This window comes from Bradyrhizobium sp. P3_C3, from assembly GCF_056402655.1.
The window spans coordinates 36508-56423 of the sequence record NZ_JBFUGY010000025.1 but is presented as its reverse complement, the minus strand read 5'-3'; the positions used below and the strand labels follow the sequence as shown (position 1 = coordinate 56423).

Here is a 19916-nt window from a genome sequence, read left to right as displayed (position 1 = left end):
GAGGACGGCGTGAGCAGCGAACTCGATTTCCCCTATCATTTCGACGACCAGGGCCGCACGGCCACGACCGGCCGTCCCGATCACATCCGCGACCTGATCGAGCAGGTGCTGTTCACGATGCAGGGCGAGCGGGTGATGCGGCCGGATTTCGGCGCGGGACTCCTGGCGCTGGTGTTCGAGCCCAATTCGGTGACGCTCGCCGCGACCACGCAGATGCTGGCCCAGGCCGCGCTGCATCAGCACCTGTCGCATCTGATCGCCGTCACCTCGGTCGAGGTGATCAATGACGATGCGGTGCTGCGGGTCGAGATCCGCTACGTCGTGCTTGCCGACCGCACCAGCCACGTCGCGAGCTTTGCGGTTCCGGGGGGCGCGGCATGAAGCAACATTGCTGCGATCCGCGCCGGCTCGAAGTGCTCGAGGCCAAGGGCAGCGCCAACGCCATCGCATTCATCGAGGTGCTCGACCTCGCTTCTCCGCCCGGCGCGCCGCGGCAACAGACCCTGCTGGTGCGGCTGCTGCATTCCGGCTTCACGCTCTCGTCGGATAATCTGCGCATCACCGGCGGCGAACGGATCGCGACCGTCGGCGTGGTCTGGTGTGCGCCGGCCGACGCGCTGCCGGCCGAGGCCGAGCCGGGCCTCGTCGACACCGTCGACGATCTCGCCCGCACGCTGGTCGTCCGAACCGACAGCGGCGGGGATTATTCGATCTACAATTTCGGCATCTTCGCCAATTCCGGCTCGGACCAGCCGCCGGCCGGCTTCGATCCAAAGCTGTCGGCGATCGACTTCACCTTCAAGGTCGAATGTCCCTCGGACTATGACTGCGCGGACACCGCGCCGTGCCCGCCCGTGCCGCGCTTGAGGCCGGAGATCGACTATCTCGCGCGCGACTATCAGGGTTTTCGCCGGTTGATGCTTGATAGGCTCAGCCTGCTCGTGCCCGGCTGGCAGGAGCGTTCGGCGGCGGATCTCGGCGTGACCCTGGTCGAGCTGCTCGCTTATGCCGCCGACAACCTCGCCTATCGCCAGGATGCGGTCGCCAACGAAGCCTATCTCGCCACCGCGCGGCAGCGCATCTCGGTGCGACGCCATGCGAGGCTGGTCGACTATCATTTGCACGAGGGCTGCAACGCGCGCGCCTTCGTGCATTTCGGCGTGAATGGACAGAAAATCGCGCTACCGAAGGGCACGCAGCTTCTCACCCGCGTGCCCGGGTTGGACGTAGTGCTGACGCCGGGCTCGCGCGAATTGAACGACGCGATCGACGGTGGCGCCGAGATGTTCGAGACGGTCGCTCCCGCCGAGTTGGACCAGCAACAGAACAGTCTCACCTTTTATGCCTGGGGCAACAACGGATGCTGCCTGCCCCGCGGCACCACGCGTGCGACGTTGCGCGGCCACATTGATACGCTCGCTATCGGCGATATCCTGATCTTCGAGGAGGTGATCAGCCCAACGACGTTGTCTGCCGCCGATGCCGATCCTGGCCATCGCTGCGCGGTGCGGCTGACCGAGAGGACGCTTACGAGCGATCCGTCCGGCGGGCTGTTCGACGAGCCTCCGGTCGACGGCCCGGTCGACGTCACCGAGCTCGCCTGGAGCGAGGCCGACGCGCTGCCCTTCCCGCTCTGCCTGACGGTGGAGGACCGCCCCGAGCTCGCGATCAGTGTTGCGCGCGGCAATATCGTGCTCGTCGATCACGGCCGCACGCTGCCGCCCGAACAGCTCGGCGTGATGCCGCGCGCCAGCTTGAAGCAGGCATCGCGCGCGCCGGGCAATTGCTGCACCTCGTCCCCGGACGTCATGCTGCCGCCGCGCTTCCGCCCGGTGCTGGCAAACAGCCCGTTGACGCAATCCTTCGATCTCGGCGCGCTGCTCGCCGTTCCCGTCAGCAACGACAAGCCGTGGTGGGCGGCCAGCGCATTTTCGCTCTTGTCGCCGCGCGACGCCACGCCTGCCATCGTCGATCTCACGGGACAAGTCGCCGGCATCACCGAGCACTGGCTGCCGCGACGCGACCTCATCGACAGCGCCGGCAACGCGCCGCATGTCGTGGTCGAGATCGACAACCACGGCGAGGCCTTGCTGCGGTTCGGTGACGGCCTGCTCGGCAAGCGCCCGGCCGAAGACACCGCATTCACGGCGACCTACCGGATCGGCAACGGCACATCCGGAAATGTCGGCGCCGAAGCCATCGCCCACATCGTCAGCACCACGGACGGCGTGTTCGAGGCCGTACGCAATCCGCTTCCCGCATCCGGCGGCGTCGAGCCCGAGGACATCGAAGCCGCCCGACGCGATGCCCCACAGGCGTTCCGTACCCAGGAGCGCGCGGTGACGGCGGCCGATTACGCCGCCGCCAGTGAACGACGTGCCGACGTGCAGCGCGCGGCCGCAACGTTCCGCTGGACCGGAAGCTGGCACACCGTGTTCGTGACGCCCGACCGCTTCGGCGGCGGCGTAGTCGACGCGCCCTTCGCTACGCAACTGCGCAACCATCTCGAGCGGTTCAGGATGGCCGGCTACGACCTCGACGTACGGCCGCCACGCTATGTCCCGCTCGATGTCACACTGCATGTCTGCGTCAAGCCAGACTATTTCCGCGCCGATGTCGCGCAGGCCGTGCGGACGGTGCTGTCGAGCGCGGTGCTGCCCGATGGCACGCTCGGCCTGTTCCATCCCGACAATTTCACCTTCGGCGATCCCGTCTATCTCAGCCGCATCATCGCGGCCGCACAAGCGGTCGAGGGTGTCGAGGCGGTGCAGGCGGAAAAATTCCAGCGGCTGATCTCGCCGCTCGCGACCTCGCTGGATGACGAGGTGATCCCGATCGGAAGCCTCGAGATCGCGCAGCTTGCCAATAATCCGAGTTTCCGCGAGCGCGGCCGGCTCATCATCGAGGCGGGAGGCGGCAAATGACGCTACCGGTCCCAACCATCAAGCCTCATGCCCTGCCTGCCGGCAGCGAGAGCTGCGGCTGCTGCGCCGGCATTGAAGCCGAGACGCCGCAAGGCATCTCGAACCGCTACGGCCTCTCCGCCATCGCCTACCGCGTCGGCGACCACGCCCAGTTCCGCGACAGCCTGCACGCCGCGCTGTCCTCTGCCGCGTTCGCACCGCTGGGCAAGCTGCAAAGCCGCGCCGATGACGATTTCACCATCGGCCTGATCGATGCGTTCGCCTGCGCTGCCGACGTGCTCACCTTCTACCAGGAGCGCATCGCCAACGAATCCTATCTCCGCACTGCGCTGGAGCGCGTCTCGCTCCAGGAGATGGGCCGGCTGATCGGCTACCGCCTGCGGCCCGGCGTCGCCGCCGAGACCTGGCTCGCCTTCACGCTGGAAACGCCCCCTGCGCCGCCGCCAAAGCTGTCGCCCGAGCCGGGCAGCTTCGTCACCGGCGTGCCCGCTCAAGTGTCGATCGAGATCGGCACGAAAGTGCAGAGCGTACCGGGGCCGGACGAGAAGCCGCAGACCTTCGAAACGGTCGAGCGACTGGCCGCCGCACGGCCGGCCTGGAATGCGATCCGACCGTGGCTGGCGGAGACACGCCGACCGGACAAAGGCGACACGGTCATGTACCTCGCCGGCCAGCGCAACAATCTGAAGCCGGGCGATGCGCTGCTGATCGTCGGCGATGCCTTCAATCCCGGTACGAATGACAGCAACTGCGATTTCCGCTTCATCGACAGTGTCGAGCTGCAATTGGATTTCGATCGCACCAAGGTGACCTGGCAGCTCGGTCTTTCCGGGGTCACGGCCGCCCAGAACTCGAAGGTCTATGCGCTGCGCAAGCGGGCAGCACCCTTCGGCCACAACGCGCCGATGTGGAAGTCGATGTCGACGGACTTTCGCAACAACTATCCGAGCGGGAGTGACGCGCCGGAGTGGCCCGACTACACGATCTCGCCGATGGGCTCGGCCCAGGGCGGCGGTTTCATTGATCTCGATACGGTCTATTCCGAGGTCCGCGCCGGCGGTTACGTCGTGCTTTCGATGGCAGCCAGGGGCTCCATCCAGGTCATCATCAAGGCCTTCGGCAAGTCGGATGTCATCCTCGATCTCGGCCCGCATCTCGACGTCTACCAGATAGCCGATGCGGACGAGACGTCGCGCGCGGAGTTCGCGCTGGCCGGCAAGGTCACCCGGCTGCAATTGCGCGGCTCCCATTACGACCGCTATCAGGACCAAGTTCGTCGCATCACAGCCTTCGTGCAGTCCGAGCAGCTCGCGCTTGCGCCCTACGCCGTCGATGATGCCGCGACCGGCAGCAGCATCCCTGCAGCCGTCAGTGCCGATGGCCTCGTCGCAGGGCGACGGCTGATCGTGCGAGGCAATCGCGTCTCCGACGGCCAGGCCGTTGTCGTGCAGGCCAACCTCGTATCCGCCCAGGCTGTCGATGCCGGCCGCTGCATGCTTCAGATCGACCCGCCGCTCGCCGGCAGCCTCGACCGCGGCAGCATCGTGGTTCATGGCAATGTAGTGCCGGCTTCGCATGGCGAGACGGTGACCCAGATCCTCGGCTCGGGCGATTCGGCCCAGCCGTTCCAGCAATTCGAGCTGAAGCAGGTTCCGCTGACCTATCGCGCCGCCGCCAATGAGAGTGGTGCCGCGAGCGAATTGACGTTGCGGGTCGGCGAGATCGCATGGCACGAGCGCGCGACGCTGTTCGGCACAGCCGCGACCGATCGCGTCTTTGCGCTCGATATTGACGAGCAAGGGCGCAATCTCGTGAAATTCGGCGACGGCGCCAGCGGTGCGCGGCTGCCGAGCGGGCTCAACAACGTCCGCGCCACCTACCGCAAGGGCATCGGGGGCGCCGGCAATGTCCGCGCCGAGACGCTGAGCCAACTGCTGTCGCGCCCGCTCGGCCTCAAGGGCGTGAGCAACCCGTTCGCGGCCGAAGGCGGCAACGATCCGGAGCCGGCGGATGCGGCGCGACGCAGCATGCCGCTCGGCGCACGCACGCTCGGCCGCGTCGTGTCCGTCCTTGACTATGAGGATTTTGCCCGCGCCTTCACCGGCATTGCCAAGGCGCAGGCGCAGGTGCTGCAACTGCCGCGCGGAAAGACCATCGCCATCACGATCGCGGGGCCGCCCGGCGCTCCCGTCAATTCGACCAGCCCGGTGTGGACCAATTTGCTCGCTGCGCTGAAGGCCGGCGGCGATCCGCATGTCGCTGTCGTGCTGCTGCCCTACCAGCCCGGCACCTTCCGGATCGGATTGAAGGTCAAGCGCGATCCCGATTTCGACGCCAAGGCCGTGCTCACCGCGGTCGAGGCGGCGCTGCGTGCGCACTTCGCCTTCGACGCGCGTGAGCTCGGCCAGCCAGTGCAGCAATCCGACGTGATCGCGGCGGCACAGTCGGTGCCCGGCGTCGTTGCTGTCGACCTCGTCCAGCTCTATGGCGGCACGGCGCCCTTCGCGCAGACCATTCCCTCGCGCCAGGTCCGCCTGCTCGCCTCGCGGATGCATGTCGACCAGGGCGCGGCGAAGCCAAGCGAGCTGCTGACGCTGAACCCGGCGCCGTTCGACATCCTGGAGGAGATGGCATGAACAGCCTCACCCCCGAACGGCTCTACAGCCTGCTGCCGACGCTGCACCGGCTGCGCGACGCCGCGCTTGCGGGCGATCCGGCAAAGGCCGGTCCGCTCCAAGCTCTATTGGCGGCATTTGCGCGCGAGTTCGCCACGCTGGAAGAGTCCGTCGACCAGCTCTACGACGACCAGTTCATCGAAACCTGCGCCGAGTGGGTGACGCCCTATATCGGCGATCTCATCGGCTACCGGCCGCTGCGCGGGCTCGGCACCGAGCTGACCTCGCCGCGTGCCGAAGTCGCCGACACCATCGCCTTCCGCCGCCGCAAGGGCACCGCGCTGATGCTGGAAGAGCTCGCGCAGGACGTCACCGGCTGGCCGGCACATGCGGTCGAATTTTTCGAGCAGCTCGCCACCACGCAATACATGAAGCACATCCGACTGCATGCGCCCGCGACCTGCAATCTGCGCGACACGGCGGCACTGTTCCGGCGCGACGGCGCCTTCAACAGCATCGCGCACACCGCCGAGATGCGGCGGCCGGAAACGGGCGCCGGCCGCTACAACATCCCCAATATCGGCATCTTCCTGTGGCGGCTGTTATCGCTGTCACTCACGGCGGTGCCGCTGACGCCTGACGCCGGCGACGCGACCGGCCGGAAATTCCATCTCAACCCACTCGGCGCGGACATGCGGCTGTTTCGATTCGCGCAGGCCGAGTCCGACATCTCCCATCTCGCCGAGCCGATCAATGCGCCGGAGCCGCTGTCGGTGCGGCTGATGGCGATGGCGGTGCGCGCCGCGCAGGCAACCGCACAGCCGAACGCACGGCGCGAGGACGATTATGGCGACGGCGAGAGCCTGGTGTTTTTCACGCCGGGCACCCCGCCCATCCCGGTGCCGACGGCCAAGGTGCGGGTCTGCGATCTCCGCGACATTCTCGATGGCGGCGGCAATGTCATCGGCTGGGCCCATGAGGCGCAGGTGACGGCGGGCACGATCGGCTTCGATCCCGAGCGTGGCCGTGTGCTGCTCGGCAATCCCGCCGACGGACCGCTGCTTGCGACATTCCACTACGGCACTGCGCGGCAGATCGGCGGCGGCGAATATCCGCGCGTGCCCGCCGCGGGCGATATCGGCAACGAGCAGACCGTCGATGCCGGAGGCGCGTGGCAGGCCAAGCTCAATTTGATCAGGACCGGTGGCCGCCTCATCATCGGCGACAGCCTGACCTACAGGGAGACGCCGACCTTTGTCGTCGACGATGTGACCGGAGATGCCACGCCGCACCATGTCGTGGTCGCCGCGCATGACCAGACCCGCCCGCTGCTGGCGGCGGGCGGCGAGATCACGCTCGACATCGGCGCGCGCGGTCGCCTCACGCTCGACGGGCTCGTGATATCGGGCGGCGCGTTGCGGCTGGCGGCCTTTGCCGATGTCGAGCCGCGGGAGCTGCTGCTGCGCGATTGCACGCTGGTGCCTGGGCTTACCCTGAATGGGGACGGCAGTCCGACCTCGCCGGGCGAGCCGAGCCTGATCATCGAGCATCCCTTCGCCAAAGTGACATTGGAGCGCTGCATCGTCGGCCCGATCCGCGCCGTCACTGATGCCGAGGTAACGCTGACCGACTGCATCATCGATGCCGGCGCGCCGGCGAACGTCGCCTTTGCCGCCGATGCCGCGGGCAGCCCCTGCGCCGAACTGACGGTCGCCCAATGCACCGTCATCGGCAAGGTTCACACGAAACTGTTGAAGCTCGCCTCCAACACCATCTTCTTCGCAGAGCTTGGTCCAAAGCCCGCGGAAAAGTGGATCGCGCCGCTCTTGGTCCAGCGTCGCCAGGAAGGTTGCGTCCGCTTCTGTTACGTGCCCGCGGGTTCGATCACGCCGCGGCGCTTCCATTGCGTGCCGAATGACACGGCGCCCACGGCGCTGCCGCTGTTCACCTCGCTGCGTTATGGCGATCCCGGTTACGGGCAGCTGCGCCGCGCCACGAGCCTCACGATCCGCGCCGGCGGCGACAATGACAGCGAGATCGGCGTTCTCAACGCATTATTCCAGCCGCAGCGCGAGGCCAATCTCAGGCTGCGGCTCGATGAATATCTACGTTTCGGGCTGCACGCGGGCCTGTTCTTCGCGAGTTGACCGAGTGCATCGGAGGCTATCATGGGTGCCGACTTCTCACGCGTTCGTCTCGACCCGCTGCTCGACTTCGCCGGCGTGGAGCTGAAACAGGGCGCGGTGCTGCTGGACGGCGACGCCAACGAGCTGATGGCGATCCTCGATCGCAGGCTGCGTGCACTCGCCAGCGACATTCTCGACCGCGATACGGTGTCCTCGACGACCCCGGATGCATTCAAGCTCGGCGTTGCCGGCAATACGCTCGAGATCGGCAAGGGGCGGCTCTATGTCGACGGTCTGCTCGCGGAGAACCACGGCCTTGCCGATCCCGGCAAGCGCCTGTTCGACGATCTCATGGCCGAGACAGTCTTCACCGACAAGTTGACCTATGAGACCCAGCCCTATCTGCCGGCCAAGGTGCGGCCGCCACTGCCGACCGCCGGCCGTCATCTCGTCTATCTCGACGTCTGGAATCGCGAGCTGACCTGGCTCGAGCGGCCGGAACTGGTCGAGATCGCCGTCGGCGTCGAGACCAGCTCGCGGCTCCAGACGGTGTGGCAGGTGCGCGTGCTCGACACCGATGCCGGCGCCAACACCAGCTGCGCGACGCCCGACGAGGACATGCCGGGTTGGACCACAGTGATCGCGCCATCGACCGGCGTGCTTACGACAGGCACGTTCGACGCAGCTCCGGTGACCGACCCCTGCGAGCTGCCGCCGACCGGCGGCTTCCGCGGCCTCGAGAACCAGCTCTACCGGGTCGAGATCCACGACCCCGGCCAGCCCGGCGGCACTGCGACCTTCAAATGGTCGCGCGAAAATGCCAGCGTCGGCTCGCGCGTCGCCAGCATGATCTCGGCCACCGAACTCGAGCTCGACAGTCTCGGGCGCGACGACGTGCTGCGTTTCAACACCGGCGACTGGGTCGAGATCATCGACGACCCCAGAGAGTTCTCGCAGAAGGCCGGCGAGATGCGCCGCATCACCGTCACCGAGGCGACCCGCCGCATCAGCTTCACACCGGCACTGCCGGCCCTGATGCTGCCGCCGGGATTCCCCAACAGCGATTGGCCGAAGCAGACCAATTTGCGAGTGCGCCGCTGGGATCAGAAGGGAAAGGTGTTCCGGACCGATGCCAGCGGCACGCCGGTGCAGATCGGCGATCTCGATGCCGCCGGATCGACCGGCGTGATCAAGGTGCCCGCCGCGGGCACGACAGTCCTGCTCGAGGACGGCGTCACAGTGAGCTTCGATTCGACCGGGGCTGCGGGCTGTCGTGCCGGCGACTGGTGGGCCTTCGCCGCGCGCACGGCGGATGCCAGCGTCGAGTTGCTCGACCGCGCTCCGCCGCGCGGCATCCATCACCATTATGCACGGCTCGGCATCTGGGATGTCGGCGCCAAGAGTGTCACCGACTGCCGCCACCCGTGGCCGCCGAAAGGCGAAGGCCACGACTGTGCCTGCACGGCCTGTGTCACGGTCGAGCAGCACGAGAGCGGCAGCTTCACCATCCAGGACGCCGTCAACAAGGTGCGCGAGACCGGCGGCACCATCTGCCTCGGCCCCGGCCGTTACGTGCTCAAAGAGGCCGTGGCGATCAACCAGGCGAAATCGGTCCGCATCGCCGGCAAGGGCCCGGCAACGCTGCTGGTGGCGCCGACCGGCGCCTTCACCATCCAGGACTCTTTTGCGATCGCAATCGAGGACCTCGCGATCCTTTCGCTCGCACGCGACCCCACCATCGACGTCTCGACCTGCATCGGCCTCGGCCTGACCCGTCTCGCCATCGCGGCACTCGGCACCGAGAATGCACAGCTCCCGGCGGTGGTGCTGCGCGGTGTGGTTGGCGGTGCGAAGCTCGCCGAGAACGCGATCTTCGCGCCGGTTGCGATTGCGGGCGGCGCCCTCAAGGGCGTGGAGAACGGTGCCGGCTTCCTGCTGACGGCCGCGGTGACGATCGAGGAGAACGTCCTTCTGTGCCAGCGCGGCGCGATCGCCTTCGCCGACGAGGTGCTGCATCTGCTCGCCACACGGATTGCGCACAACGAGATCATCGGCTGCACCGACACCGCCATCGCCGCGCAGGGCCTTGCGCTTCCCGGCGCCTCGCTGGCTATCGACGGCAACAGTTGCAACGTCACGGCCAACGGCATCGCCTGTGCCGCGGCGGGGCTGTGGATCGAGCGCAACCAGCTGCGCAACTGGTCGCCCGGCGATCACGTCGGCATCGGGCTGATCCCCGGGCTCGACCGCCGCAGCACCGCCACTGCGCATATCCTCGCCAACCAGATCCACGGCTTCGGCACGGCCGGAATCAAGGTGATTGCCGGAGCACAGGACCTGATCATCAAGCTCAACGCGATCGACGCCTGCGGCGCCGGGATCATGCTCGGCGGCGCGACCGACGCCGCAGCCGTCTCGATCGAGAATAACCACATCCGCAACATCGAACCGGTCACCGAGAGCGAGAACGGCACCGTGGTCGGCATCGAGGTGATCCGCGCTGACAGCGCGACGATTGCGGGCAATCTGGTTCGCGCGATCGGCCTGACGGCGGTCAAGTCCGCACTGCGCGCCGGCGTCGTCACCTTCGGCGTCAACCGCCCGCGCGTGGGCGGCAACGAGATCGTCGAGGTCGCGCCCGCCAAGGGGTTTGTCGGCACCAGCGCCGGCATCATGCTGCGCGCGCCGCAGACCCAGATCGAGGTCAATCACAACAGCGTGCAGCGCGACCTCACGGCAGGCGTGGACAATTCAGACGGCAACTGGTTCGCGCTCACCACGGCAGAGGTCAATCCGAAGGTGCCGTTCGGACAAGCCGGCGACAAGATCGCGATCCGGCTCGGCGACGGGCGGATCCTCGCGCTTGGCGCCGACTATGCGTTCGTCAGGGCAAGCCTTGCCGCCAACGACACCGAGGGCGCGCGCGCCGGCATCATCGGCAACATGCTGTCCGCGCGCGGGCCAGCCCCCGCCGTTCTGATCGTGGCCGGCCAGGAATGCCTGTTCAACGACAACCGGGTGGAATCCGGCAGCAGAAGCGTCGCCGTTTCGCTGGAGAGCGCGGTCGCCATCATCAGCACGAACCGGGTGCGCGGCGGCGAAAGCTCGATCCGCCTCACCGGCGCGCGGGCAGTGACCGTGATCGGCAACATCACAACCAGCAACATCATCATCCCCGGCGGCATTGCCAACACGCCGTGGGCGCCACTCAACGTGATCGGCTAATCCGCGGAGATTTCGATGCGCACCTTCATCGTTGGAGACGAGACAAAACTCAAGGCTGTCAGCGAGAAGCTGCTGCATGCCAATCTAAGTCAGGTTCGCAGCGAGGCTGCGCTGAAAGCCTTGCAGGAGGCCAATCCGCATGCCGATCTGAACAGGCTCGCGCGCGGCACTGTGCTGTTCGTGCCGGATACGCCGGGCTTCAAGGTCAGCACCACAAGCTCCGCCACCGAGGGTCCGCTCACAGCCTTGCACGAACTCCTGGATGAGGCGCTCGGCCTCGCGCTCGAGGAGACCGCAGCCGGCAGCAACGCGCGGCTCGCGGATCAGGAGCAGACCGTCAAGGCCTTCGACGACGGCGCGGTGAAGAAAGCGATCGGCGACCCCAATGTGGGCGGCCAGATCCGCGAAAGCGTCAATGCCGTCAGGAAAGGCTTCGAGGCCGATCGCGAGCTTGCCGCACGCGCGGAAAAGAACATCACTGAGGTCGGCAAGGCCGCGATCGCAAAGCTCAACGAACTCGGCAAGCTGCTTGGATGACCTGCTCGCGTGCGGCCCTCGGAGCCGTCACACCGCGCAGTAGCGCTCCTGGATGTCCTTGTCCGCCAGCAGCGCCGCGGCGCTGCTTTGATGCACGACCTCGCCCTGGTCGATGATCACCGCGCGGTCGGCCAGCCGGAGGGCCCATTCGACGTTCTGCTCGACCAGCAGCAGTGTCTTGCCCTCGTCGCGCAGGCGGCGGAACAGCACGCCCATCTCCTCGACCAGGACGGGCATGATGCCTTCCGAGGGCTCGTCGAGCAGGATCATCTTGGGCTTTGCGATCAGCGCGCGGGCGATCGCGAGCATCTGTTGCTCGCCGCCCGAAAGCGTGACGCCCTCCTGATCGAGGCGTTCCTTCAGGCGCGGAAAGGTTTCGGCGATCTCGTCGATCGCGGCGCGCTCCTCGATCTCGCTTCCGGCCGCGACCAGGCCGAGCCGCAAGTTCTCGCGCACGGAGAGACCGGGAACGATGCGGCGCTCCTCCGGCACATAGGCCAAACCGAGATGGAAGCGCTGATGAGCGCGGAGCGGCAGCAGCTCCCTGCCCGCAAAGCGCACGCGGCCGGTCGCCTTCGGCATCAGACCCATCATCGAGCGCAAGGTCGTGGTCTTGCCGGCGCCGTTGCGGCCGACGAGAGCGACCACCTCGCCCTCCTTCACGTGCAGGGAAATGCCGTGCAGGATATGGCTTGCGCCATACCAGGCGTGGAGATCATCGATTTCGAGCAGCGCGGTCTCAGCCATAGCCCTCACTCTGTCCGAGGTAAACCCGTCGGACTTCCGGGTTGCTCCTGATCTCGTCGGGCGCGCCGTCCGCCAGCAGACGGCCGTGATGCAGCACCACGACACGCTTGGACAGGCCGAGCACCATCTTCATCTTGTGCTCGACCAGCAGCACCGTGCGCTTCTCCGCGAGCCGTTCGAGCAGCGCGACCATGTCCTTGGTTTCTTCCGGCCCCATGCCGGCGGTGGGCTCGTCGAGCAGGAGCAGCTCGGGCTCGGAGACCAGCGCGATCGCGATCTCCAGCGCGCGCTGCTGGCCGTGCGAGAGGAATTTTGCCAATTCGGCGCGCTTGCCGAGCAGTCCGACCGCCTCAAGCGCCGCATCGGCGCGCGCATTCAGCTCCGTCAGCCGGGCGCGGTTGCGCCAGATGTCGTAGCTCACGGTCAGCGCCTGCGCCGCCACGCGCACATTCTCGTGCACGGACAAATCCGGAAAGATGTTGGTGATCTGGTAGGAGCGCGAGATGCCCTGATGCACGAAGCGGTGCTGCGGAAGGCCGTTCAGCTCGCGTCCCCTGAAGTGCAGCGTGCCCGACGTCGGGGGCAGCGCGCCGGAGAGGATGTTGAAGAAGGTGCTCTTGCCAGCGCCGTTCGGCCCGATGATCGAGGTGAGCTGTCCCGCCGCAAAGGACACGGTAATGTCTTCGAGCGCGACGAAGCCGCCAAAACGCTTGCCGACCCCCTCGACGCGAAGCAGTTCGCCGCTCATGGCCGCGCCTTTCCGATGCCGAGCGTGTCGAGCAGCGTTCCCCAGATCCCCTTGGGCAGGAACAGCACGAACAGCACGAAGATCGCGCCGACAAAAATCTGCCAATGCGGCGTCCAAAGCGAGATGACATCCTCCAGGATCAGGAAGCTCGCAGCCCCGACGAAGGGCCCGAAGAAGCTGCGCGCGCCGCCAAGCAGCACCATCATCACGATCATGCCCGATGTCTGGTAGTGCAAAAGGTCGAGCGGTACGATCGACAGGTGCAGCGCCAGCATGCAGCCGCCAAGCGAGGAGATCGCACCCGACAGCATGAACACGATCAGCTTGCTGCGCTCGACGTCATAGCCGCACGCCCGCGCCCGCTGCTCGTTTTCGCGGATGGCCTCGATGACGGCACCGAACGGCGAGTTCAGGATTCGCAACTGGAACCACATCGCGAGCGCCGCGAAGGCCATCAGCACGTAATATTTGTTGACGGGGTCAAGGAAATTGACGGGGAAGCCGAACAGGCTGATGCGGTCGACGGTGAAGCCGCGCAGGCCGTTCTCGCCGCCCGTGAAGGACGAGGCCTGCAGCGCGACGTAGTAGACCAGCTGGGCCAGCGCCAGCGTCACCATGGAGAAATAGATGCCGCGGGTGCGCGTCGAGACGATGCCGATTGCGGCGGCAAGGCCGGTGCTCAGGAGGACGGCGATCGGCACCGCGGCGAACCAGGGCACGCCGTAGCGGCCGATCGCAATGCCGGTGAAATAGGCGCCCGCGCCGAAGAACGCCGCCTGCCCGAACGACAGCAGCCCAGTGTAGCCGAACAGCAGATTGTAGCCCATCACCACGACGCCGTAGATCAGGACGTTGACGGCCAGCGCCTGGGACGGCAGCAGCCATGGCAGCACGGCCAGCACCGCGATGGAGAGCAGGACGCGCTGCTCGAGAAGCCAGCCGAGCCCGCGGGACGAGGGCTTGGCGACCGCTTCGCCGCTCGATGGTGATGTCACGCGGTCCTCCCTCTCACGCCGAACAGGCCTTGCGGCCGGATCAGCAGCACAATCGCCATCAGCGCGAACATCACGATGGTCGCCATTTCGGGTGCGAACAGCGCCACAAGGCTGATGGAGATGCCGACCATGAGGCCGGCGACGACCGCGCCGACGATCGAGCCGAGCCCGCCGATCACGGTCACGACGAAGGCCTCCGCCAGTACCAGCGAGCCCATCTCCGGATTGACGCTGCGCATGGGACCCGCGAGCACACCACCGAGCGCGGCAAGTCCGACGCCAAGGCCAAAAATCGCAAGCCAGACCCGGCCGATATCAACGCCGAGCACCTGCATGATGGTGGGATCGCGGGCGCCCGCGCGCACAATGAGGCCGATGCGGGTCTTCTCCAGCGCCAGCCAGAGCACCAGCAGCACCACCGCCACCAGCGCGATGACGAAAAGGCGATAGCGCGGGAAGAAGCCGATGCCGAGATCGAGCACGCCGATCAGCTGCGGCGGGGTCGGAAACGGAATGCCGTCGCTGCCGAACACGATGCGCACACCCTCGACCAGGATGTAGCTGAGGCCGAAGGTGAGCAGCAGCGGATCGTCGATCGAGCGTCCATAGAGCCTGCGGATCAGGACGAGCTCGATCAGCATGCCGAAGGCGCCGATCAGGATAGGAGCGAGCAGCAATCCCCACCAGAAGCTGCCGGTGAGCGATGCCAGATACAGCCCCGCATAGGCCCCGATCATGAACAGCGCGCCATGGGCGAAATTCACCACCCCGAGCATGCCGAACACGATCGTCAGTCCAAGCGCAGTGATCACCAGGACCGCCCCAAGGGCGATCCCGGAAAGAAGCTGCATGATGATCAGCGACAGGTCCATCGGCCAGGCTTCAGGTCGCGTGACCGAGCTCGCTGCAGCTGCGCAGCATATCGTCGGAACCCGAATCGTTGGCGAGAATCGCAAACAAATCGTTGTCGTTCGCCATCGCGGACTTCTTCTTGGACTCCAGCACCAGCACCGACTGCACCGACTGGTGGTCGCATTTGCGGTAATGCTGCGGGCCCTTGGTCAAGTCATATTGCAGCTTCTCGAGAGCATCGATGACCTTGTCGGTGTCGGTGCCTCCGGCGGCCTGCATGGCCGCCAGCAGCGAACCGACGCCGGAATAGCCGTAGGCGCCGTAGTCGGTCGGGATCGCACCACCATTGGCAGCCTTGAACGCCGCGTTGAAAGCGGCCGCCGATTTGCTCTGCGGCTCCAGGCCCCAATAGTAATTGGCGCCGCCGACCACGCCCTCGAACACGTCGGGGCCGACCGCGAGGCGCTGGTTGTGCAGGATGACGGGTACGACGATCTTCATCTGCTGCTTGACGCCGAAATCCACCGCCTGCTTGATCGCGTTGGCCTGGTCGCGGCCGAAATTGGAGATGCAGAGCACGTCCGGCCGCATCGACATCAGGCGCGGCATGAACGTGGAGTAGTCGGCCGCGCCGAACGGATGCAGGATCTCGCCAACGTTATCAGCGCCGGTCGCCGCCTGCGCGCGCTTGAAGCCACGCAGCATCTCGTGGCCGTACGCATAGTCGGCCGCGAGATGGGCGACCTTCATGCCCTTCTTCAGGGTCTGCCGCGCCACGGCAGCGGTCGTCATGTGCGGGTTCAGCGCCTCATGGAAGGTGTATTTGCTGAAATCCTTGGCCTCGTTGATCGTGTCGGACTGGCTGATCGAGACGTAGATCACGCCGCGGGCGCGGGTCACCTCGTTGACGGCGAGCTGCACCGCGCTGGAAAGCGCGCCCACCACGGCGTGGACCTTGTCCTTCTCGATCAGCTCCAGCGTCCGGGTCGCGGCCTCGCCGGCATTGAGCTTGTCGTCACGCACCAGGAGCTCGACCTTACGGCCGCCGATGCCGCCCTTGTCGTTGACGAGCTTGACGGCGAGTTCGGCGCATTTGACCTGATCGCGCGCCTCAGCGGCGAACGGTCCGGTCAGCGGCGTCGGGAAGCCAATGCGAATCGTCTCGTCCGCGGCGCGGCCGAGCCGCGGCATGGCGAGCAGGGCTGCGCCGGCGGAGAGGCCTGCGAGCGCAGTGCGGCGGGATATTGTCGAGGTCGAACCGGATTTGGGCATGATTTCCTCCAACTGTCTTTTTTTAGAAACGTTTCAGGGCTTTCAGGACTTTTATGGGCGTGATCGGAATCGAATTGATCGAGGCGTCGAACGGCGCGAGCGCGTCGTTGACGGCGTTGAGCACACAGGCGGAGGCCGCCGCCGTGCCGGCCTCGCCGACCCCCTTGGCTCCGAGCACGGTGTCGGCGGTCGGCGTCTCGACGTGGCCGATGACGATGTCGGGCATCTCCATCGGCATCGGAACGAGGTAGTCGGCGAGCGAGCCGTTCATGAGCTGCCCGGTCTCGCCGTAGCGGCATTCCTCGAACAGCGCCGCACCCAGCCCCTGCACGATGCCGCCGCGAAGCTGCTCGTCCACCAGCATCGGATTGATGACGCGGCCGCAATCCTCGACGATGAAGTGCTTCAGCACTTTGACGAAGCCGGTCTCGACATCGACCTCCAGCGAACAGCCCTGGATGCCGTTGGTGAAGGCAAAGGGATAGCCTTGTGGCGCGAAATGATGGCTGACGGTGAGCTGCGCCTGCGTACCGGGCGGCAAGGTGTCGGAGCGGAAATAGGCGATCCGCGCGATCTCGGAGATCGGCAACCGCTGGTTCCGGGTCACGGCGTCGACGACCTCGCCATCGATGATGTCGAGTGCCGACGGCTGCTCCTGAAGAATGAGCGCGGCAATCTCCAGAATATTGCGCTTGAGCACGCGCGTGGCCTGCAGCGCGGTCTCGCCGCCGATGCCGGCGCCACGGCAGGCCCAGGTGGCGCCGCCATGCGGCGTCACCTCGGTATCTCCCGTGATGACCTTGACGTGTTCCTGCGCAAGGCCGAGCTGATCGGCCACAATCTGGCTGATGATCGCCTCGGTGCCCTGCCCCTGCTCGGTGACCGAGATCAGGCAGCGGACCTCGCCCGACGGCGTCAGGCTGAGGATCGCGCCGTCCTGCGACGAGATGCGCGCACCGCCGACGCCGTAGAAGGCCGGGCTGGGATTGGTGATCTCGACGAAGGCCGCAATGCCGATGCCGCGATAGATGCCGCGCTTGCGTAAATCGGCCTGCTCGGCGCGCAACGCCTCATAACCCATCATCTCGTGTAGGCGCTTCAGGCAGGCCTGATGCGACAGCGCCTCGAAGCGATAGCCGGTCGGCGAAGTCTGCGGATAGGCATCGTCAGCGATAACGTTCTGCGCGCGGATGGCGAAGGGATCGAGGCCAACCTTGACCGCCGCCATGTCAACCAACCGCTCGGTGACGGCGCAGGCGATGGGATGGCCGACGGCGCGATACTGGCTGGTCTGCACCTTGTTCTGGAAGATCACCTCCAGCGTGGCGCGATAGTTCTTGAAACGATAGGGCGCGCCGATCAGGCGGATCACCTGGTTGCCCTCGACCACGCTGGTGCGCGGATAGGTCGAGAACGCGCCGATCGCGGTTAGGTCCAGCACGTCTATCGCCAGAATCTCGCCCTTGGCATCGAGCGCCATGCGGGCGCGGACGCGATGATCGCGGGCGTGGATGTCGGAGACAAAGGACTCGATGCGGTCGGCGACGTATTTGACAGGACGGCCGAGCAAGATCGAGAGACCGACCACCGCCATGTCCTCGTGATAGACATGCAGCTTCATCCCGAAGGAGCCGCCGATATCTGTCGCGATCACGCGAACACGGGCCTCGGGGATGCCATAGTGGCGCGAATAGAGATCCTGGAACTGGTAGGGCGTCTGCGTCGCGTGATGCACGGTGAGTGCGCCGGCGGCCGGGTCGTAGTCGGCGACGATGGCGCGCGGCTCCAGCGTCACCGCGGTATGGCGGCCGAAGGAGAACTCTTCTTCCACCACGTGGGCGGCCTGCGCAAATGCCTCGTCGACTGTGCCGTTGTCGAGCTGGCTGCGGAAGCAGGTGTTATTTGCGGTCCCCGGATTGATCAGCGGGCCACCAACCTCGCGCGCACTGTCGATATCGACGACGACGGGGAGGTCCTCGTAATCGATCTCGATCAGCTCCAGCGCATCTTCCGCAATCGCCCGGCTCTCGGCGACGACGGCCACCACAGCCTGCCCGGCCCACACCACGCGGTCGAGCGGCAGCGGCAATTGCGGAGTCGACGTCATGCCCTTGAAGTGGTCGAGCGTGCCGGTCCAGGGAGTGCAGATCCTTGCGAGGTCCTCGCCGGTGGCAACGAGATGCACCCCTTCGAGCGCGCGCGCTTGCTCGGTATTGATGGCGACGATCTTCGCGTGCGCATGCGGACTGCGCAGGAACGCGGCATAGAGCATGCGCGGCAGCTTGAGATCGCTGATATAGCGTCCGCGCCCGGCAAGCAGCCGCTTGGCGTTCGGCCGCGGCACGGACCGGCCGATATAGGAGTTGGGACGGTCGAGCGAGGTCAGCGGCGCGGTCATGCCGGACCCCCGTCTTCGCTGCGTGCTTTCGCCACGGCGTCGATCGCATCGACGATCGCTTCATAGCCGGTGCAGCGGCAGTAATTGCCCGACAGCGCGTCGCGGATTTCGTCGCGGCTGGGCCGCGCCACCTGCGAGAGCAGTTCATGGGCATTGACCAGCATGCCCGGCGTGCAGAAGCCGCATTGCAGCGCGTTGCGGCGATGGAATTCGGCCTGGAGATCGGCAATCACGCCGCTCTCGGCAAGACCTTCGATGGTATTGATCTTGGCGCCATCGGCCTGCACTGCAAAGATCAGGCAGGAGTGCACAGCGCGGCCGTCGAGCTGCACCAGGCAGGCGCCGCAGGCCCCCATCTCGCAGCCCGCATGCGTGCCGGTCAGTTCGAGCGCGTTGCGCAGGCAATCGACCAGCGTCTCGCGCGGCGCCACCTCGCAGGCGACCTTGCGGCCATTGACGACGAAGCGGACCCGCACGGTCTCGCCCGCGTCATCCAGCAGGGTTTCGTCAAAACCGCTCATGCGCCCTCACCCAGACGTCCGAGCAGGCGGCCGAGCAGCACGCGGGCGAGATGCAGCCGCATCGCCGGCGGCACCTCGTCGCTGTCGGGTGGGGCGAGATCGCCTTCGAGCGCCGCTTGCGCGGCGGCGATACGTTCAGGATCCAGGTTCGAGCCGATCAGAGTTGCCTCAGCGCCCTTCACCCGCGTCGGTGTATTGCCGACCGAGAAGAAGGAAATGCGGATGTCGTCGATGCGTTCGGCTGTGAAAGTCGCAAGCATGCCGCATCCGACCAGAGCATAGTCCCCGCGCCGGCGCGCCAGCTCGTCGAACGCAAAACGCTGATCGGCTTTGAACAGCGGAACGTAGATCGCGGTGATCAGCTCACCGGGTTGCAATGCGGTCTCGAACAGCTCGACGAAGAAGTCGTCGGCTTTCACACGCCGGCTGCCGGAAGGGCCGGCGATCTCGATCTCGGCATCGAGCGCCAGGGTCATCGCCGGGAATTCGGAGGCAGGATCGGCGAGCGCGACGCTGCCGCCAATGGTGCCGCGGTTGCGGATCGCGGGATGGGCGACAAAAGGCGCAGCAGCATGCAGCAGCGGCGCGAATTCGGCGATTAGCGGCTCGCTCAGCATCTCGCAGTGCCGCGTCAGCGCGCCGATACGCAAATAGGCGCCTTCGCGCCGGACGCCGCGCAACTCGCCAATATGGGTGATGTCGATCAGCAACCGCGGCGCTTGTAGCCGCAGCGATAACGCCGGCACGAGGCTCTGGCCCCCGGCAATGAAGCGCGCGTCATCGCCGGCGCGGGCATGAGCATCCAGCGCCTGGTCGATCGTCGCAGCACGAAAATAGCTGAAAGCCCTCGCCTTCACCGCCGTTTCCTCGATATCCGTCGGCTCATCAGCCGGGATGCCAGATTTGTAACCATCTGGTCTCAAAATCCTGACACGCCGCCGGGAGGCGGTCAACAG

The 19916-nt window shown here is 66.3% G+C and carries 14 protein-coding genes; 6 read left to right on the top strand and 8 right to left on the bottom strand.

Annotated features, from left to right (window positions below):
- Positions 1–9 precede the first annotated feature (9 nt).
- From AC1DW2_RS25930 to AC1DW2_RS25905, 6 genes are read left to right on the top strand one after another with little or no spacing between them, the layout of a single operon-like run.
- Positions 10–381 carry a GPW/gp25 family protein gene (locus AC1DW2_RS25930; protein ID WP_063981950.1) on the top strand — a complete coding sequence of 124 codons (372 nt, stop codon included), beginning with the start codon at positions 10–12 and terminating at the stop codon, positions 379–381.
- On the top strand, positions 378–2924 hold the full coding sequence (locus AC1DW2_RS25925) for a putative baseplate assembly protein (protein ID WP_231142754.1): 2547 nt from the start codon (positions 378–380) through the stop codon (positions 2922–2924). Before AC1DW2_RS25930 ends, AC1DW2_RS25925 begins: the two co-directional genes overlap by 4 nt.
- A complete protein-coding gene (locus AC1DW2_RS25920) occupies positions 2921–5560 on the top strand; it encodes a putative baseplate assembly protein (RefSeq protein WP_063981948.1) in 2640 nt (879 codons plus the stop codon). Before AC1DW2_RS25925 ends, AC1DW2_RS25920 begins: the two co-directional genes overlap by 4 nt.
- Positions 5557–7686, top strand: a complete 2130-nt coding sequence (locus AC1DW2_RS25915) for a hypothetical protein (RefSeq protein ID WP_063981947.1) — start codon at positions 5557–5559, stop codon at positions 7684–7686. The genes AC1DW2_RS25920 and AC1DW2_RS25915 overlap by 4 nt, the downstream gene beginning before the upstream one ends.
- A 21-nt stretch (positions 7687–7707) precedes the next feature.
- On the top strand, positions 7708–10890 hold the full coding sequence (locus tag AC1DW2_RS25910; protein ID WP_477007435.1) for a DUF6519 domain-containing protein: 3183 nt from the start codon (positions 7708–7710) through the stop codon (positions 10888–10890).
- A gap of 15 nt (positions 10891–10905) precedes the next feature.
- Entirely contained in the window at positions 10906–11427 is a 522-nt protein-coding gene (locus AC1DW2_RS25905) for a hypothetical protein (protein WP_028152189.1), read from the top strand.
- 27 nt (positions 11428–11454) lie between these two features.
- Here AC1DW2_RS25905 and AC1DW2_RS25900 read toward each other — a convergent pair whose 3' ends face one another.
- From AC1DW2_RS25900 to AC1DW2_RS25865, 8 genes are read right to left on the bottom strand one after another with little or no spacing between them, the layout of a single operon-like run.
- Positions 11455–12174 carry an ABC transporter ATP-binding protein gene (locus AC1DW2_RS25900; protein ID WP_063981945.1) on the bottom strand — a complete coding sequence of 240 codons (720 nt, stop codon included), beginning with the start codon at positions 12172–12174 and terminating at the stop codon, positions 11455–11457.
- Positions 12167–12922: an ABC transporter ATP-binding protein gene (locus AC1DW2_RS25895; RefSeq protein ID WP_063981944.1), complete on the bottom strand. Its 756-nt coding sequence runs from the start codon at positions 12920–12922 to the stop codon at positions 12167–12169. The genes AC1DW2_RS25900 and AC1DW2_RS25895 overlap by 8 nt, the downstream gene beginning before the upstream one ends.
- Positions 12919–13917: a branched-chain amino acid ABC transporter permease gene (locus tag AC1DW2_RS25890; RefSeq protein ID WP_063981943.1), complete on the bottom strand. Its 999-nt coding sequence runs from the start codon at positions 13915–13917 to the stop codon at positions 12919–12921. Before AC1DW2_RS25890 ends, AC1DW2_RS25895 begins: the two co-directional genes overlap by 4 nt.
- Positions 13914–14789 carry a branched-chain amino acid ABC transporter permease gene (locus AC1DW2_RS25885; protein ID WP_063981942.1) on the bottom strand — a complete coding sequence of 292 codons (876 nt, stop codon included), beginning with the start codon at positions 14787–14789 and terminating at the stop codon, positions 13914–13916. Before AC1DW2_RS25885 ends, AC1DW2_RS25890 begins: the two co-directional genes overlap by 4 nt.
- Before the next feature lie 10 nt (positions 14790–14799).
- Entirely contained in the window at positions 14800–16041 is a 1242-nt protein-coding gene (locus tag AC1DW2_RS25880; protein ID WP_063986203.1) for an ABC transporter substrate-binding protein, read from the bottom strand.
- 22 nt (positions 16042–16063) lie between these two features.
- Entirely contained in the window at positions 16064–18439 is a 2376-nt protein-coding gene (locus tag AC1DW2_RS25875) for a xanthine dehydrogenase family protein molybdopterin-binding subunit (RefSeq protein WP_063981941.1), read from the bottom strand.
- Entirely contained in the window at positions 18436–18960 is a 525-nt protein-coding gene (locus AC1DW2_RS25870) for a (2Fe-2S)-binding protein (RefSeq protein ID WP_063981940.1), read from the bottom strand. Before AC1DW2_RS25870 ends, AC1DW2_RS25875 begins: the two co-directional genes overlap by 4 nt.
- Positions 18957–19817: an FAD binding domain-containing protein gene (locus AC1DW2_RS25865; protein WP_063981939.1), complete on the bottom strand. Its 861-nt coding sequence runs from the start codon at positions 19815–19817 to the stop codon at positions 18957–18959. Before AC1DW2_RS25865 ends, AC1DW2_RS25870 begins: the two co-directional genes overlap by 4 nt.
- Positions 19818–19916 lie beyond the last annotated feature (99 nt).